The 16,484-nt window shown below is 69.0% G+C and carries 17 protein-coding genes; 1 reads left to right on the top strand and 16 read right to left on the bottom strand.

The window, feature by feature from the left end:
- The 13 genes from GA0115259_RS18085 to pyrR all read right to left on the bottom strand — a co-directional run.
- Positions 1-562 (bottom strand): S-adenosylmethionine synthetase N-terminal domain-containing protein (locus tag GA0115259_RS18085; protein WP_305129499.1); only part of this gene is annotated, 562 nt, incomplete at its 3' end.
- Positions 563-948: 386 nt separating this feature from the next.
- On the bottom strand, positions 949-2,187 hold the full coding sequence (gene coaBC / locus GA0115259_RS18080; RefSeq protein WP_093597937.1) for a bifunctional phosphopantothenoylcysteine decarboxylase/phosphopantothenate--cysteine ligase CoaBC: 1,239 nt from the start codon (positions 2,185-2,187) through the stop codon (positions 949-951).
- Between the two features lie 201 nt (positions 2,188-2,388).
- The gene (gene rpoZ, locus GA0115259_RS18075; protein WP_003970369.1) at positions 2,389-2,661 is read right to left on the bottom strand and encodes a DNA-directed RNA polymerase subunit omega; all 273 of its coding nucleotides are present in this window, start codon (positions 2,659-2,661) and stop codon (positions 2,389-2,391) included.
- Positions 2,662-2,767: 106 nt separating this feature from the next.
- Positions 2,768-3,331 (bottom strand): guanylate kinase, encoded by a 564-nt coding sequence (gene gmk, locus GA0115259_RS18070; protein ID WP_093597934.1) that lies wholly within the window; start codon positions 3,329-3,331, stop codon positions 2,768-2,770.
- A gap of 38 nt (positions 3,332-3,369) precedes the next feature.
- Positions 3,370-3,693 (bottom strand): integration host factor, encoded by a 324-nt coding sequence (locus tag GA0115259_RS18065; RefSeq protein ID WP_066954827.1) that lies wholly within the window; start codon positions 3,691-3,693, stop codon positions 3,370-3,372.
- A 349-nt stretch (positions 3,694-4,042) separates the two neighbouring features.
- The gene (gene pyrF, locus GA0115259_RS18060) at positions 4,043-4,984 is read right to left on the bottom strand and encodes an orotidine-5'-phosphate decarboxylase (RefSeq protein WP_256098035.1); all 942 of its coding nucleotides are present in this window, start codon (positions 4,982-4,984) and stop codon (positions 4,043-4,045) included.
- Positions 4,981-6,102: a quinone-dependent dihydroorotate dehydrogenase gene (locus GA0115259_RS18055; protein ID WP_093597931.1), complete on the bottom strand. Its 1,122-nt coding sequence runs from the start codon at positions 6,100-6,102 to the stop codon at positions 4,981-4,983. Before GA0115259_RS18055 ends, pyrF begins: the two co-directional genes overlap by 4 nt.
- A gap of 20 nt (positions 6,103-6,122) precedes the next feature.
- Positions 6,123-9,449: a carbamoyl-phosphate synthase large subunit gene (gene carB / locus GA0115259_RS18050; RefSeq protein ID WP_093597928.1), complete on the bottom strand. Its 3,327-nt coding sequence runs from the start codon at positions 9,447-9,449 to the stop codon at positions 6,123-6,125.
- Entirely contained in the window at positions 9,442-10,587 is a 1,146-nt protein-coding gene (gene carA / locus GA0115259_RS18045) for a glutamine-hydrolyzing carbamoyl-phosphate synthase small subunit (protein WP_093597925.1), read from the bottom strand. The genes carB and carA overlap by 8 nt, the downstream gene beginning before the upstream one ends.
- Complete coding sequence (locus GA0115259_RS18040) at positions 10,584-11,207, bottom strand: PH-like domain-containing protein (RefSeq protein WP_093597921.1); 624 nt, start codon at positions 11,205-11,207, stop codon at positions 10,584-10,586. Before GA0115259_RS18040 ends, carA begins: the two co-directional genes overlap by 4 nt.
- A gap of 8 nt (positions 11,208-11,215) precedes the next feature.
- A complete protein-coding gene (locus GA0115259_RS18035; RefSeq protein ID WP_093597918.1) occupies positions 11,216-12,502 on the bottom strand; it encodes a dihydroorotase in 1,287 nt (428 codons plus the stop codon).
- A gap of 18 nt (positions 12,503-12,520) precedes the next feature.
- Positions 12,521-13,519 (bottom strand): aspartate carbamoyltransferase catalytic subunit, encoded by a 999-nt coding sequence (locus GA0115259_RS18030; protein ID WP_093597915.1) that lies wholly within the window; start codon positions 13,517-13,519, stop codon positions 12,521-12,523.
- 86 nt (positions 13,520-13,605) lie between these two features.
- Positions 13,606-14,202 carry a bifunctional pyr operon transcriptional regulator/uracil phosphoribosyltransferase PyrR gene (pyrR, locus tag GA0115259_RS18025; RefSeq protein ID WP_093597912.1) on the bottom strand — a complete coding sequence of 199 codons (597 nt, stop codon included), beginning with the start codon at positions 14,200-14,202 and terminating at the stop codon, positions 13,606-13,608.
- A 241-nt stretch (positions 14,203-14,443) separates the two neighbouring features.
- Here pyrR and bldD point away from each other — a divergent pair, with 241 nt between their 5' ends.
- Positions 14,444-14,944: a transcriptional regulator BldD gene (gene bldD, locus GA0115259_RS18020; protein ID WP_030355502.1), complete on the top strand. Its 501-nt coding sequence runs from the start codon at positions 14,444-14,446 to the stop codon at positions 14,942-14,944.
- Between the two features lie 221 nt (positions 14,945-15,165).
- On the opposite strand, the gene nusB is transcribed toward bldD, so the two are convergent.
- The 3 genes from nusB to GA0115259_RS18005 all read right to left on the bottom strand — a co-directional run.
- Positions 15,166-15,594 (bottom strand): transcription antitermination factor NusB, encoded by a 429-nt coding sequence (gene nusB / locus GA0115259_RS18015; protein ID WP_093597909.1) that lies wholly within the window; start codon positions 15,592-15,594, stop codon positions 15,166-15,168.
- A 2-nt stretch (positions 15,595-15,596) separates the two neighbouring features.
- The gene (gene efp, locus GA0115259_RS18010) at positions 15,597-16,163 is read right to left on the bottom strand and encodes an elongation factor P (protein ID WP_046501979.1); all 567 of its coding nucleotides are present in this window, start codon (positions 16,161-16,163) and stop codon (positions 15,597-15,599) included.
- Between the two features lie 63 nt (positions 16,164-16,226).
- Positions 16,227-16,484, bottom strand: a 258-nt coding sequence (locus GA0115259_RS18005; protein ID WP_141716612.1) for a M24 family metallopeptidase, incomplete at its 5' end; no start/stop codon positions are given.

Raw genomic sequence — 16,484 nt, 5'->3', positions numbered from 1 at the left:
CCTTGTCGCCGTCGTACTCGATGGTGACCTGGGTCTTGCCGTCCGGGCGCAGATACGGGATGGTCCCGTTCTTGCGGACCTCGGAGAGACGGCGCGAGAGCCGGTGCGCGAGGTGGATCGGGAGCGGCATCAGCTCCGGCGTCTCGTCGCAGGCATAGCCGAACATCAGGCCCTGGTCGCCCGCGCCCTGCTTGTCCAGCTCGTCCTCATCGCCCTCGACACGCTTCTCGTACGCCGTGTCGACACCCTGGGCGATGTCGGGCGACTGCGCGCCGATGGACACCGAGACGCCACAGGAGGCACCGTCGAAGCCCTTCTTCGAGGAGTCGTAACCGATCTCCAGGATCTTGTCCCGCACGAGCTGGGCGATCGGCGCGTAGGCATTGGTGGTGACCTCGCCGGCCACATGGACCTGACCGGTGGTGATCAAGGTCTCCACGGCGACGCGGGAGGACGGGTCCTCCCGCAGGAGCGCGTCAAGAATGGTGTCGCTGATCTGGTCAGCGATCTTGTCGGGGTGACCTTCGGTCACGGACTCCGAGGTGAACAGACGGCGGGACACATCGCTCCCTGAGGTTGCAGCGGCTGCTGGCTGATCATTGGCGGTCCGGCGGGGGGCTGCAGCCCCGCGACGGACCACGACCACTTTATCGGTCGTATGACGCCACGGGGCGAAGTGTCTCGTTCTGTGGGAGTCCCGTCGCCCGCGGCACTGCATTATGCGATACGGCGATCGGCCCTGGCCAGAGCCCGCTACGCCGGATTAGAGCCGTTCTCAAGTGCCGGGAACGGCTGCTCAGGAAACGGTCTCGCGGAAGAGGCCGACCGAAGGACACGCAACACAGAATTCACGCGAGCCCCGGTTCACGTCCCGTCCAGACCCGTTCGCGCCCTGTTTCTCACCATTCGCCTCCCCACCGCTCCGGCCGCATATGGCGCCGGCCCCGGCTACCGAGGCTCGCCTTCCGGGGCCGGGCCCGGCCTGCTGCCCAGCCTCGGCACCACCAGATCCCAGACAACCTCCGCGAGGGCCTCCTTCGGCCCGTAGGGCACCGGAGTCTCCCCGCCGTCCGCGGCCAGCACCACCGCCTCGTTCTCCTCCGTGCCGAAGGCCTTCCGCTCCCCCACCTCATTGACGACCAGCAGGTCACATCCCTTGCGCAGCAGTTTGCGCCGACCGTTGGCGAGCACATCGTCCGTCTCCGCCGCGAAACCGACGATCACCTGCTCCTCGTGCGCGCGCTCAGCCGAGATCTCCGCGAGGATGTCCGGGTTGCGCACCAGGGCGACCGGCGCCGGCTCCTCGCCGTCCTTCTTCTTGATCTTTCCCTCGGCGTACACGGCCGGTCTGAAGTCGGCGACGGCAGCCGCCATGACCACCGCGTCGGCCTCCGCCGCGGCCTTCAGCACGGCCTCCCTGAGCTGTACGGCCGTCCCGACATGGACCACATCGACGCCCGCCGGATCCGCCATCCCCGTATTGGCCTCGATCAGAGTGACCCGGGCTCCCCGGGCCGCCGCCGTACGGGCCAGGGCGAATCCCTGCTTGCCCGAGGAGCGGTTTCCCAGATAGCGCACCGGGTCGAGCGGCTCGCGCGTACCGCCCGCGCTGACCACGACATGGCGGCCCGCCAGATCCGGTTCCGGGACACCGCGCGCCAGGACCCGGCGGCAGAGCTCGAAGATCTCACCGGGATCGGGCAGCCGGCCCTTGCCGGTGTCGACACCGGTGAGCCGGCCGACGGCGGGCTCGATGACCACGGCCCCACGGCGGCGCAGCGTCGCGACATTCTCCCGTGTGGCCGGGTGCTCCCACATCTCGGTGTGCATGGCCGGTGCGAAGACGACCGGGCAGCGGGCGGTGAGAAGCGTATTGGTGAGCAGATCGTCGGCGAGACCGTGCGCAGCCTTGGCGAGCAGATCCGCGGTGGCCGGAGCGACGACGACCAGATCGGCGGACTGCCCGATCCGTACGTGAGGCACCTCATGGACATCGGCCCAGACCTCGGTGGAGACGGGGTGGCCGGAGAGCGCCGACCATGTCGCGGCCCCGACGAAGTGCAGCGCGGAGGCGGTCGGCACGACCCGTACGTCATGGCCGGACTCGGTGAGTCTGCGCAGCAGCTCGCACGCCTTGTACGCCGCGATCCCGCCGGCGACCCCCAGAACGACCTTCGGCTTCTCCACCGTGTCTCCCCTCGACCCGACGACTCGGCCTTCTCGTACCCGCTCGTACGTCCGGCCGTCCCTATGTCCGTACGTCCCCGCGTCCGTACGTCCCAAGGACATGACACACCACAGGCCCGGCAGTCCGCTGCCGGGCCTGTGGATAAACGAGAGGAAGTGCGAAGGTACTACTTAAGCTACTTAAGCGAACGTGCTACTGAACTACTGAGCGGGGCCCTCGATGGCCTCGGAGGTCAGCAGACCCGCGTTGATCTCGCGCAGGGCGATGGAGAGCGGCTTCTCGTGGACATGGGTGTCCACCAACGGGCCGACGTACTCGAGCAGGCCCTCACCGAGCTGCGAGTAGTACGCGTTGATCTGGCGCGCGCGCTTGGCCGCGTAGATCACGAGGCTGTACTTCGAGTCCGTGGCCTCGAGCAGCTCATCGATCGGCGGGTTGATGATGCCCTCGGGCGTGGTGATGGAAGAGGACACTCTCTAGCCTTCCGAAGAAAATGCAGGGAAATTCAGGGAGATACCGGCGGCCCGTACCGGCGCCGCCGACGGCGGGATTCCCGCATCGGGAAAAGCCCACAAAAGATCATGCAACTGCCATCAAGGCTAGCAGCTCACGTGCGACGTCCTCGACAGAGGTGTTGACCAGGGTCGTATCGAACTCCGACTCGGCGGCCAGTTCCACCTTGGCGACCGCCAGCCGGCGCTCGATCACCTCGGGCGATTCGGTGCCCCGGCCGGTGAGCCGGCGCACCAGCTCGTCCCAGCTCGGCGGTGCCAGAAAGACCAGCCGGGAATCGGGCAGCGATTCCTTGACCTGCCGGGCGCCCTGGAGATCGATCTCCAGAAGGACGGGCTCACCCGATCCCAGCCGGTCCAGGACCGCCTGCCGCGGAGTGCCGTAGCGATGGCCCGCGAACTCCGCCCATTCCAGCAGTTCACCATTGGCGACCAGTTTGTCGAACTCCTCGTCGGTGACAAAGAAGTACTGGACGCCGTGGCGTTCGCCGGGGCGCGGCTTTCTGGTGGTGGCCGACACCGAGAGCCATACCTCGGGGTGGACCTTGCGCATATGGGCGACGACCGTGCTCTTGCCGACCCCGGAAGGGCCGGAGAGCACGGTCAGCCGCGGTCGTGCCTCTGCTGCCATGCAGCGATTATCCAGGTTCCCGGGAGTCTCCGGGAACGTCAGGCGCCGCTGCCGCCGAACTCGCGCTCAAGGGAGGCGATCTGGTTGGAGCCGAGACCTCGGACACGCCGGCTCTCGGAGATGCCGAGTCGCTCCATGATCTGCTTGGCGCGGACCTTGCCCACGCCGGGCAGGGACTCGAGCAGTGCGGAGACCTTCATCTTCCCGATGACGTCATTCTCCTGGCCCTGCTTGATGACGTCATGGAGAGAGGCGCCGGAGTGCTTGAGTCGATTCTTGACCTCGGCCCGCTCCCGGCGAGCCGCGGCGGCCTTTTCGAGCGCGGCTGCGCGCTGTTCAGGGGTAAGGGGCGGAAGAGCCACGCCTACGTCACCTCGGATGTCGAACTGTCGGATACGGACCGGTGAGGAACCTGTTCGCCCCACACCAGGCGAGCAACGGGCAACGTACTGCACGTTGGCTCTCGACGGAGACTAGCGGCCAAGGCCGCTGGAGTCAGCGAGAACAGACGAAAAGTCCTGGTCAGCATCGATCAGGGGTGACATTTTGGTCATTTTGCCCAACTTTTTGGACAGCGGGCCCGGCGAGAAGCCCGTGATCGCCATCCATGTGTACGGGGCAAGCTCCCGCTGGGCCTTTCGGTGGACCGCTCCACGGACTTCTCCATGGACTGCGCCACCGGCCTCCCCACACGCCTCCCGCATGCCTCCCTCACACCTCTCCGACCGCTGTCCGCACCTCGTCCGCGAACCGCCGCGCGGCCTCCCGAAGGGCACTGATGTCCGGACCGTGGCGCAGCACTCCTCGGCTGACGCTCGGGACCACATTGCCCACCGCGCCACCGAACAAACCGGGCAGATCGGCCGGAGTCGCGCCCTGTGCGCCGATGCCGGGAGCGAGAAGCGGACCGTTGATCGCGAGATCCGCGCCCGCCCGCGCGAGCGTCGCCCCGACGACCGCACCGACGGATCCGAGCGGTTCCGCGCCCGCGTTCTCGGCGGCCATGTGGTCGAGCATGAGCTGCGCCACCGACCGGCCGTCGGCGGCGGTGGCGCGCTGTACCTCGGCGCCCTCCGGATTGGAGGTGAGCGCGAGCACGAAAACTCCGGCGCCCGAGACGGCCGCCGCGTCGAGCGCCGGCCGCAGAGATCCGAAGCCGAGGTACGGCGAGACCGTGACCGCGTCCGAGAAGAGCGGCGAGTCCTTGTCCAGATAGGTCGCCGCGTACGCCGCCATCGTCGAGCCGATGTCACCGCGCTTGGCGTCCATCAGGACCAGCGCTCCGGCCGCCCGCGCCTCCTCGACGGCCTTCTCCAGTACGGCGATACCGCGCGAGCCGAAGCGCTCGAAGAACGCCGACTGCGGTTTGAGCACGGCCACACGGTCGGCGAGTGCCTCCACCGTCGTACGGGTGAAGCGCTCAAGGCCCGCGACATCGTCACCGAGGCCCCAGGACGTGAGCAGAGAGCCATGCGGATCGATGCCGACGCAGAGCTGCCCCCGGGTGTCCATGGCATGCCGCAGCCGGGCCCCGAAGGGCTCCCGGCCGTCCTGGTGTCCCTCGGAGCCAGGTCCGGCGTCAGGTCCGGTGTCAGGTCCGGTGTCAGGTCCGACGCCGGTGCCGGGCCGTTCGCCGGACAGTTCCTCGGTCATGCGGTCACCTTCCGGGTGTCTGCGCCGACGGCCTCGGCCAGCGTGGCGTACGGGCTGACCCTGAGCTGGGCCGCGAGTCCCTTGTGCACGGAGCGGCTCCAGAACGGGCCCTCGTAGATGAACGCGCTGTAGCCCTGGACCAGCGTGGCACCGGCGAGGATGCGCTGCCAGGCGTCCTCGGCGTTCTCGACACCGCCGACGCCGACCAGCGTGATCCGGTCGCCCACCCGCGCGTACAGTCGGCGCAGCACCTCCAGCGAGCGTGCCTTCAAGGGCGCGCCCGACAGTCCGCCGGTCTCCGCGATCAGTCCGGGCTCCGACCTCAGCCCGAGTCCCTCGCGCGCCACGGTGGTGTTGGTGGCGATGATCCCGTCCAGACCGAGTTCGACGGCGAGGTCGGCCACGGCGTCGATGTCCTCGTCCGCGAGATCGGGCGCGATCTTGACCAGCAGCGGGACCCGGCGGCCGGTGACGGTACGGTCGGCCGCCTCCCGTACGGCGGTCAGCAGCGGCCGGAGCAGGCCGACGGCCTGGAGGCTGCGCAGTCCCGGAGTGTTGGGCGAGCTGACATTGACCACGAGATAGTCGGCGTGGCCCGCCAGCCGCTCCGTCGAGAGAACGTAATCGGCGATCGCCTCACTCTCGGGGACGACCTTGGTCTTGCCGATGTTGACGCCGACGGTCGTCCTGAAGACCGCCCTGCGGTCCGCCAGCCGTGCCGCCACGGCTGCCGAGCCCTCGTTGTTGAAGCCCATCCGGTTGACCAGGGCGCGGTCGGCCACCAGCCGGAAGAGCCGCTGCCTGGGGTTGCCGGGCTGCGGCTCGCCCGTGACCGTACCGATCTCGACATGGTCGAAGCCGAGCATGGTCATGCCGTCGATGGCCAGCGCGTTCTTGTCGAAGCCCGCGGCGAGTCCGAAGGGACCGTGCATCCGCAGTCCGAACGCCTCGGTACGCAGCTCCTCGAAGCGCGGCGCGAGGGCCGCGGCGACGAACGTACGCAGCACGGGCACACGGGCCGCCAGCCGGATCCAGCCGACGGCGAGCTGGTGGGCGCGCTCCGGATCCATCCGCCGGAAGACCAGCCTGAAGAAGAATCTGTACGTGGAGTGGGACATGGAGTGGCTCTTCCTCCGGCCTAGTCCTCGCGCGCCGCGGTCAGCCGCTCCGCGTGCTCCTGGAGCGAGCGGACGCCGACCTCGCCGTGGTTGAGGGCGTCGATGCCCTGAACGGCGGCGGCCAGTGCCTGGACCGTTGTGAGGCACGGGACACCGCGCGCCACCGCCGCGGTACGGATGTCGTAGCCGTCGAGGCGGCCACCGGTGCCGTACGGCGTGTTGACGATGAGGTCGACTTCTCCGTCGTGGATGAGCTGGACGACGGTCTTCTCGCCGTCCGGGCCCTCGCCCTCGCTCTGCTTGCGCACCACGACCGCGTTGATCCCGTTGCGCCTGAGCACTTCGGCGGTGCCGGAGGTGGCGAGCAGTTCGAAGCCGTGGGCGACCAGCTCACGCGCCGGGAAGATCATCGAGCGCTTGTCCCGGTTGGCGACGGAGATGAAGGCGCGGCCCTTGGTGGGCAGCGGCCCGTACGCGCCCGCCTGCGACTTGGCGTATGCCGTGCCGAAGGCCGAGTCGATGCCCATGACCTCGCCGGTGGAGCGCATCTCCGGGCCGAGGACGGTGTCCACTCCGCGCCCGTGGATGTCGCGGAAGCGCGACCACGGCATCACGGCCTCCTTGACCGAGATCGGCGCGTCGAGCGGCAGTGTGCCACCGTCGCCATGGGCCGGCAGCAGCCCTTCGGCGCGCAGTCCGGCGATGGTGGCGCCCAGCGAGATCCGGGCCGCGGCCTTCGCGAGCGGTACGGCGGTCGCCTTGGAGGTGAAAGGGACCGTACGGGAGGCGCGCGGGTTGGCCTCCAGGACGTACAGGATGTCGCCGGCCATCGCGAACTGGATATTGATCAGCCCGCGGACTCCGACGCCCTTGGCGATGGCCTCCGTGGAAGCGCGCAGCCGCTTGATGTCGAAGCCGCCCAGGGTGATCGGCGGCAGGGCGCACGCCGAGTCGCCGGAGTGGATACCGGCCTCCTCGATGTGCTCCATCACTCCGCCGAGATACAGCTCCGTGCCGTCGTAGAGCGCGTCCACGTCGATCTCGATGGCGTCGTCGAGGAACCGGTCCACGAGGACCGGCCGGGTGGGACTGATCTCGGTGGACTCGGCGATGTACGAGGAGAGCCTGGTCTCGTCGTACACGATCTCCATGCCGCGCCCGCCGAGGACGTACGAGGGCCGTACGAGGACCGGATAGCCGATCTCGTCGGCGATGGCCTTGGCCTCGGCGAAGGTGGTGGCGGTGCCGTGCTTGGGCGCGGGCAGTCCGGCCTCGGCGAGGACACGGCCGAAGGCACCGCGGTCCTCGGCGGCGTGGATCGCCTCGGGAGGCGTGCCGACGACCGGTACGCCGTTGTCCTTGAGCGCCTGGGCGAGACCGAGCGGTGTCTGGCCGCCGAGCTGCACGATGACGCCCGCGATCGGGCCGGCCTGCGACTCGGCGTGCACGATCTCCAGGACGTCCTCCAGGGTGAGCGGCTCGAAGTAGAGCCGGTCGGAGGTGTCGTAGTCGGTGGAGACGGTCTCCGGGTTGCAGTTGACCATCACGGTCTCGTAGCCCGCGTCGCTGAGCGCGAAGGAGGCATGGACACAGGAGTAGTCGAACTCGATGCCCTGGCCGATCCGGTTGGGCCCCGAGCCGAGGATGATCACGGCGGGCTTCTCGCGCGGCGCGACCTCGCTCTCCTCGTCGTAGGAGGAGTAGAAATACGGCGTCTTCGCGGCGAACTCGGCGGCACAGGTGTCCACCGTCTTGTAGACCGGGCGCACTCCGAGGGCGTGCCTGACCTCGCGGACCACATCCTCGCGCAGACCGCGGATCCCGGCGATCTGGGCGTCGGAGAAGCCGTGCCGCTTGGCCTCGGCGAGCAGTCCGGGCGAGAGCCTCGCGGCGCCGGCCAGCTCGTCGGCGTACTCCTTGATCAGGAAGAGCTGGTCGACGAACCACGGATCGATCTTCGTCGCCTCCAAGACCTCCTCCTGGCTGGCGCCGGCACGGATGGCCCGCATGACGGTGTTGATACGGCCGTCGGTGGGCACCTTCGCGGTCTCCAGCAGCGCGTCCTTGGCGCCCGGCCCCGCGATGCCGGCGTCCTCGGTGAAGGAGAACTGGCTGCCGGCCTTCTCCAGCGAGCGCAGCGCCTTCTGGAGCGCCTCGGTGAAGTTACGGCCGATGGCCATGGCCTCGCCGACCGACTTCATGGTGGTGGTGAGGCTGGCGTCGGCCGCCGGGAACTTCTCGAAGGCGAAGCGCGGCACCTTGACGACCACATAGTCGAGCGTCGGCTCGAAGGACGCCGGTGTCTTCTCGGTGATGTCGTTGGGAATCTCGTCCAGCGTGTAGCCGACGGCCAGCCGGGCGGCGATCTTCGCGATCGGGAAGCCGGTGGCCTTGGAGGCGAGCGCGGAGGAGCGGGAGACCCGCGGATTCATCTCGATGACGATGATCCGGCCGTCCTCCGGATTGACCGCGAACTGGATGTTGCAGCCGCCGGTGTCCACACCGACCTCGCGGATCACGGCGATACCGATGTCCCGCAGGATCTGGTACTCACGGTCGGTGAGCGTCATCGCGGGCGCGACGGTGATCGAGTCGCCCGTGTGCACGCCCATCGGGTCGAAGTTCTCGATGGAGCACACGACCACGACATTGTCGTTCTTGTCGCGCATCAGCTCCAGCTCGTACTCCTTCCAGCCGAGGATGGACTCCTCCAGGAGCACCTCGGTGGTCGGCGAGAGCATCAGGCCCTGTCCGGCGATCCGCCGCAGCTCGCCTTCGTCGTGCGCGAAGCCGGAGCCCGCGCCGCCCATGGTGAAGGAAGGGCGGACGACGACGGGATAGCCGCCGAGTGTGCCGACTCCGGCCAGCACCTCGTCCATGGAGTGGCAGATGACCGAGCGCGCGGACTCGCCGTGGCCGATCTTGGCGTGGACGGCCGCGACGACCTCCTTGAAGAGATCGCGGTCCTCGCCCTTGTTGATCGCCTCGACATTGGCGCCGATCAGCTCGACTCCGTACTTGTCGAGCGTGCCCGCGTCATGGAGGGAGATCGCGGTGTTGAGCGCGGTCTGGCCGCCCAGGGTGGGCAGCAGCGCGTCGGGGCGCTCCTTGGCGATGATCTTCTCGACGTAGTCCGGTGTGATCGGTTCGACATAGGTGGCGTCGGCGATCTCCGGGTCCGTCATGATCGTGGCGGGATTGGAGTTGACCAGGATGACGCGCAGGCCCTCGGCCTTGAGGACACGGCAGGCCTGGGTACCGGAGTAGTCGAACTCAGCGGCCTGGCCGATGACGATCGGTCCTGAACCGATGACCAGGACGGACTGGATATCGGTGCGCTTAGGCACGCTGGTCCTCCATCAGGGATACGAAGCGGTCGAAGAGATACGCGGCGTCGTGCGGGCCCGCAGCCGCTTCGGGGTGGTACTGGACGCTGAAGACCGGCCGGTCGAGCAGCCGCAGGCCCTCGACCACGCTGTCGTTGAGACAGACGTGGGAGACCTCGGCGCGGCCGTAGGGAGTCTCCGAGATCCGGTCGAGCGGAGCGTCCACGGCGAATCCGTGGTTGTGCGCGGTGATCTCGACCTTCCCGGTGGTCCGGTCCTGTACGGGCTGGTTGATGCCGCGGTGGCCGTACTTCAGCTTGTACGTGCCGAAGCCGAGCGCTCGGCCGAGGAGCTGGTTGCCGAAGCAGATGCCGAAGAGCGGAGTGCCGCGCTCCAGGACGCCCTTGACGACGGTGAGATCGGCGGTGGCCGGGTCGCCGGGACCGTTGGAGAGGAAGACGCCGTCAGGGCCGGTCGCGTACACCTCGTCCAGCGTGGCCGTGGCCGGCAGGACATGCACCTCGATACCGCGCTCGGCCATCCGGCGCGGAGTCATGCCCTTGATGCCGAGGTCCAGCGCGGCGACGGTGAACCGCTTCGGGCCTATGGCGGGCACCACGTAAGGACGCCCGGTGGCGACCTCGGCGGACAGATCGGCGCCCGACATCCCGGGCACCGCCTGGACGCGCGCGAGCAGTGCCGTCTCGTCCGCGAGCGCCTCGCCGGAGAAGATCCCGACGCGCATCGCGCCGCGCTCGCGCAGATGGCGGGTGAGCGCGCGCGTGTCGATACCGCTGATGCCGACGACGCCCTGGGCGAGAAGTTCCTCGTCGAGCGAGCGCCGTGAGCGCCAGTTGGACGGCGTGCGCGCCGGATCGCGTACGACATAGCCGGCGACCCAGATCCGCTTCGACTCCGGGTCCTCGTCGTTGACTCCGGTGTTGCCGACGTGCGGCGCGGTCATCACGACGACCTGGCGGTGGTACGACGGATCGGTCAGCGTCTCCTGGTAGCCGGTCATACCGGTGGAGAACACCGCCTCGCCGAACGTCTCCCCCACGGCCCCATAGGCACGGCCGCGGAAGCTGCGGCCGTCCTCCAGGACGAGTACGGCGTCGGACGCCTGGGCGCGGGCGGTTCCCCGGGCGGAGGTGGTCATCGTGCGGGGCCTTCCGTCGTGACGTGCATGGTGTCCGTGGCGGCGTTCCTGGAGCCTTGAGGCAGGGCCGTGAGGGCGTTGACGGCCTCGACCCAGGCGGTGTGCTCGGCGGAGCGGTCGGAGCGGAAGCCCGAGTCGATCAGCGTGCCGCCGTGCTCCCAGGTGACGATCAGCAGCCCGCCCTCGGCGAGAACCTTGCCCGCGATGCCCTTGTCGAGCCGTGCCTCGCGGAGCTGTGCGGCCGGGACGAAGAAGTCGTTCGCGCCGGGCCGTACGACATCCAGCCCGGCGTCGGTGAGCGTCAGCTCCACCCGGCTGCGGGCGCCCAGGCCATGGGCCACGATGCGGTCGAGCCACTGTCCGGCGGTGGTGGAGCCGTGGTAGCGGCCGGTCATCGCGAGAGTGGCCGTACCGGGCGTATCGGGTGCGGTGGGCAGCTCGGGCAGTCCGGACTGGAGACTGCCGCGCCACTTCCAGCCCTGGCGCATCAGCCAGTACACGAACGCGATGAAGAGCAGCAGGCCGACGACCCAGCCGGCGCGGGCGGCCCAGTCGGTCACCTCCGCCGACTTCTGCTCGGCGGCCACAGGGACCGGAAGGGCCAGAGGGAGGTGAAGCATCGCACTTGTCACGCCAGATTCCCGTCGACGACCGTGGCGCGGCCCCGGAGGAAGGTGTGGGTGACGCGTCCTGGCAGCTCACGGCCCTGATACGGGGTGTTGCGGCTGCGGGAGGCGAAGCCCGTCGGGTCCACGGGACCACGGTATGCCGGATCGACCAGGGTGAGGTTGGCGGGCTCGCCCACCGAGACGGGACGGCCGTGGCCGGTGAGACGGCCGATACGGGCCGGGCGGAACGACATCCGGTCGGCCACTCCGGCCCAGTCCAGCAGCCCGGTCTCCACCATGGTCTCCTGGACCACCGACAGTGCCGTCTCCAGGCCGACCATGCCCATGGCGGCGGCGGCCCACTCGCAGTCCTTGTCCTCGTGCGGATGCGGCGCGTGGTCGGTGGCGACACAGTCGATCGTGCCGTCCGCGAGCGCCGCGCGCAGCGCCTGTACGTCCGCCTCGGTCCGCAGCGGCGGATTCACCTTGTAGACCGGGTCGTACGAGCGGACCAGCTCGTCGGTGAGCAGGAGATGGTGCGGAGTCACCTCGGCCGTGACATTCCAGCCCTTGGACTTCGCCCAGCGCACCAGCTCCACGGATCCGGCCGTCGAGAGATGGCAGATATGGACGCGGGAGCCGACATGGGCGGCGAGCAGCACATCGCGGGCGATGATCGACTCCTCGGCGACGGCCGGCCAGCCGCCGAGCCCCAGCTCGGCGGAGACGACGCCCTCGTTCATCTGCGCGCCCTCGGTCAGCCGCGGCTCCTGGGCGTGCTGTGCGATCACTCCGTCGAACGCCTTCACATACTCCAGCGCCCGCCGCATGATCACGGCGTCGTCCACGCACTTGCCGTCGTCCGAGAAGACGCGCACCTGGGCGGCGGAGTCATGCATGGCGCCCAGCTCCGCGAGGTGCTTGCCCTCCAGTCCGACGGTCACGGCGCCGACCGGCTGGACATCGCAGTAGCCGTGCTCCCGGCCCAGCCGCCAGACCTGCTCGACCACACCGGCGGTGTCGGCCACGGGAAAGGTGTTGGCCATGGCGTGGACGGCGGTGAAGCCGCCGACGGCGGCGGCACGGGTGCCCGTCAGCACGGTCTCGGAGTCCTCGCGGCCCGGCTCCCGCAGATGGGTGTGCAGATCGACCAGACCGGGCAGCAGCACGCGTCCCTCGGCCGCCACGACCGTCGCGTCGCCCGCGTCCAGTCCCGGGGCCGTCGCCGCGATGGTCTCACCGTCGATCAGCACGTCCTGCGGCTCACCGCCGAGCACCCGCGCGCCCCGGATAAGGATCTTGCTCATGGTTACTCGTTCTCCTCGTTACGGGCGGGAATGGGTGACGGCGGGCTCGTTGCCGCCCAGCAGCAGATAGAGCACGGCCATCCGGATCGAGACACCGTTGGCCACCTGCTCGACAGCCGTGCAGCGGCCGGAGTCGGCGACCTCCGCGGTGATCTCCATACCGCGGTTCATCGGGCCGGGATGCATCACGACGGAGTCCTCGGGCATCCGGCTCATCCGGTCGCCGTCCAGTCCGTAGCGGCGGGAGTACTCGCGCTCGGTCGGGAAGAACGCGGCGTTCATCCGCTCGCGCTGCACCCGCAGCATCATCACGGCGTCGGACGCGGGCAGCACCCGGTCCAGGTCGTACGACACCTCGCACGGCCAGTGCTCGACACCGATCGGTACGAGCGTGGGCGGAGCGACCACCGTGACCTGGGCGCCGAGTGTGTGCAGCAGCAGGATGTTCGAGCGGGCGACACGGCTGTGCAGCACATCGCCGACGATGGTGACCCGCCGCCCGTCGAGGCCGCGCCCTATGCCCTGGTCGCCGCCGACCAGCCGGCGGCGCAGCGTGAAGGCGTCGAGCAGCGCCTGTGTGGGGTGCTCATGGGTGCCGTCGCCCGCGTTGACGACCGCGCCGTCGATCCAGCCGGAGGTGGCGAGCCGGTACGGAGCACCGGACGCGGGATGCCGGATGACGACGGCGTCGGCGCCCATCGCCTCCAGCGTCAGCGCGGTGTCCTTGAGCGACTCGCCCTTGGAGACGGACGAGCCCTTGGCGGAGAAGTTGATGACGTCTGCCGACAGCCGCTTGGCGGCGGCCTCGAAGGAGATCCGGGTGCGGGTGGAGTCCTCGAAGAAGAGATTCACGACGGTACGGCCGCGCAGCGTCGGCAGTTTCTTGATGGGCCGGTCGGCGACCCGGGCCATCTCTTCCGCGGTGTCGAGGATCAGCACGGCGTCGTCACGGCTGAGATCGGCCGCCGAGATGAGATGGCCGGGTGTGCGGGGGTTTGCCCCTGGGAGGCGCAGCATCGGGAGAGTGCTCCGGTGTCTGGGTGTGCGGGCATGCGGGCGCCCGGAGGCGTCCGTACGGGGATCAGGACGTACGGAGGCAGGTGCTACTGCTCGCCGGACGCGACAGGCCGCTGGAGGCCGAGCAGCACGGTGTCGCGGCCGTCCTCCTCGGCGAGCTGGACCTTGACCGTCTCCCGCAGCGAGGTGGGGATGTTCTTGCCGACGTAGTCGGCGCGGATCGGCAGCTCGCGATGGCCGCGGTCGACCAGGACGGCGAGCTGGACGGCCCGGGGCCGGCCGATGTCGCCGAGGGCGTCGAGGGCGGCGCGGATGGTCCGGCCGGAGAAGAGCACATCGTCCACGAGGACCACGAGACGTCCGTCGACGCCGTCGGCGGGAATGTCGGTGCGGGCCAGCGCACGAGCGGGACGCAGCCGCAGATCGTCGCGGTACATGGTGATGTCGAGGGAGCCGACCGGGATCGAGCGTCCCGTGATCTCCGCGAGCTTGTCGGCCAGCCGTCGGGCCAGGAAGACACCGCGGGTCGGAATGCCGAGCAGCACCACGTCGTCGGCGCCCTTGGCGCGTTCGACGATCTCGTGGGCGATACGGGTCAGGGCCCGCGCGATGTCGGGGGCTTCCAGCACGGGGCGCGCGGCACCGGAGCTGTCGGCCGAGGAGTCTGTCGTGTCTGTGTCCATAGGAACCATGGCGGAACAGACCTCCTTCTCCGCCTCACGGGACGGACTTTAAAGGACGTCGGATTTACGCCACTCAGGCTAGCAGGCCGTCCGTCGAACACCTGGTGGCACCCCCTCGGAAGGCAGTCAGGAAGCGGCGGAAAGCCTTGCGGGAAGCCGGTCGGGGATCCCTCGGCTTGACGCATCCAAGTAACGCTGCGTAACCTCACAGTGAGTTACCAGACTTCGTCCGGGGAGCTATATGTCCAGCGAATACGCAAAGCAGCTCGGGGCCAAACTCCGCGCCATCCGCACCCAGCAGGGCCTCTCGCTCCATGGGGTGGAGGAGAAGTCCCAGGGCCGCTGGAAGGCAGTGGTGGTCGGTTCGTACGAGCGTGGCGACCGTGCCGTGACGGTGCAGCGCCTCGCCGAGCTGGCGGATTTCTACGGGGTCCCCGTGCAGGAACTGCTTCCTGGCACGACGCCCGGCGGAGCCGCCGAGCCGCCGCCGAAGCTCGTCCTCGACCTGGAGCGGCTGGCCCATGTGCCGCAGGAGAAGGCGGGCCCGCTCCAGCGGTACGCGGCGACGATCCAGAGCCAGCGCGGTGACTACAACGGCAAGGTGCTGTCGATCCGCCAGGACGATCTGCGCACGCTGGCCGTGATCTACGACCAGTCGCCGTCGGTCCTGACCGAACAGCTCATCAGCTGGGGCGTTCTCGACGCGGACGCCCGCCGCGCGGTGGCCCACGAAGAGGGCTGACCGAATCCGGCATAACAGCCGATATAACAGCAGAAACGTCACCTCCGGGGGACGGTCCCGTATTGCCCGCGGGACCGTCCCCCGGCGCGTCCGGCACGCCCGGCGCAGCCGTACCCTCAAGCGCCGGACGGGCCTGAGCCCGGCCGGCGCTTGAGGACACAGCACGGCGCCCGTTCGGCGCCCGTCCGGCATTGAGGGCAGGTACCTGCCCTCCCGGTGCCTCAGGCGCGGCGCAGGCTCGGTTTGAGGTCCTTGAAGCGGCCGAGCAGCCCGTTCACAAAGGACGGGGAGTCGTCGGTGGAGAACTCCTTGGCGAGCTGGACCGCCTCGTCGATCACGACCGCGTCCGGGGTGCCGTCCACCCACACCAGCTCATAGGCGCCGAGCCGCACGATGTTCCGGTCCACGACCGGCATCCGGTCCAGCGTCCAGCCCACCGAGTAGGTGGAGATGAGGTCGTCGATACGGTCCGCGTGCTCCGCGTACCCCTCGACCAGCTCCATGGTGTACTCACCGACCGGCGGCTGACGGTCGTCGGTCCGGGCATGCCGTATCCAGTCGGCGAGAACCGTCTGCACGGACGCCCCGCGCTGGTCGGCCTCGAAAAGAATCTGGAAAGCGCGCTTACGGGCGTTGCTCCGGGCAGCCACGGTTAGCTGTTCACCCGGCCGAGGTACTCGCCGGAGCGGGTGTCGACCTTGATCTTCTCACCCGTGGTGATGAAGAGCGGAACGCCGATCTCATAACCGGTCTCCAGCGTGGCCGGCTTGGTGCCGCCGGTGGAGCGGTCGCCCTGGACGCCCGGGTCGGTGTGCTGGATGGTCAGCTCGACGGCGGCGGGCAGCTCGACATAGAGCACCTCGCCCTCGTGCGTGGCGACGCTCGCGGTGAAGCCCTCCAGCAGGAAGTTGGCGGCGTCGCCGACGGCCTTGCGGTCGACCATGAGCTGGTCGTAGGTCTCCATGTCCATGAAGACGAAGTACTCGCCGTCCATGTACGAGAACTGCATGTCGCGGCGGTCAACGGTGGCCGTCTCGACCTTCACGCCGGCGTTGAAGGTCTTGTCGACGACCTTGCCGGAGAGCACGTTCTTCAGCTTGGTGCGCACGAAGGCCGGGCCCTTGCCGGGCTTGACGTGCTGGAACTCGACGACGGACCAGAGCTGGCCCCCGTCGAGCTTGAGCACCAGGCCGTTCTTGAGGTCGTTCGTGGAAGCCACGGTTGCGGAATCTCCTGGACTGAAAGCTGGTGGACGACCGAGGGTGTGCGCGGTGCCTGGGCACTAGAGCGCGAGCAGTTCCTTGGTCGTGATGGTGAGTAGCTCGGGTCCGCCGTCCGCCTCGGGGCGGACGACGAGCGTGTCATCGATCCGGACACCGCCCCGGCCCGGGAGGTGGACCCCCGGTCCGACGGTGACCGGCACACAAGCGTCCAGTTTACCCATGGCAGCGGGGGCGAGCTGCGGGTCCTCGTCGATTTCGAGTCCGACGCCGTGTCCCGTACGGGGTGCGAGCCGCTCGCCGTGCCCCGCGGCCTCCAG

It is taken from the genome of Streptomyces sp. MnatMP-M17, from assembly GCF_900091995.1.
Taxonomy (GTDB): Bacteria; Actinomycetota; Actinomycetes; order Streptomycetales; family Streptomycetaceae; genus Streptomyces.
This window is presented reverse-complemented; position numbering and strand designations above follow the sequence as displayed.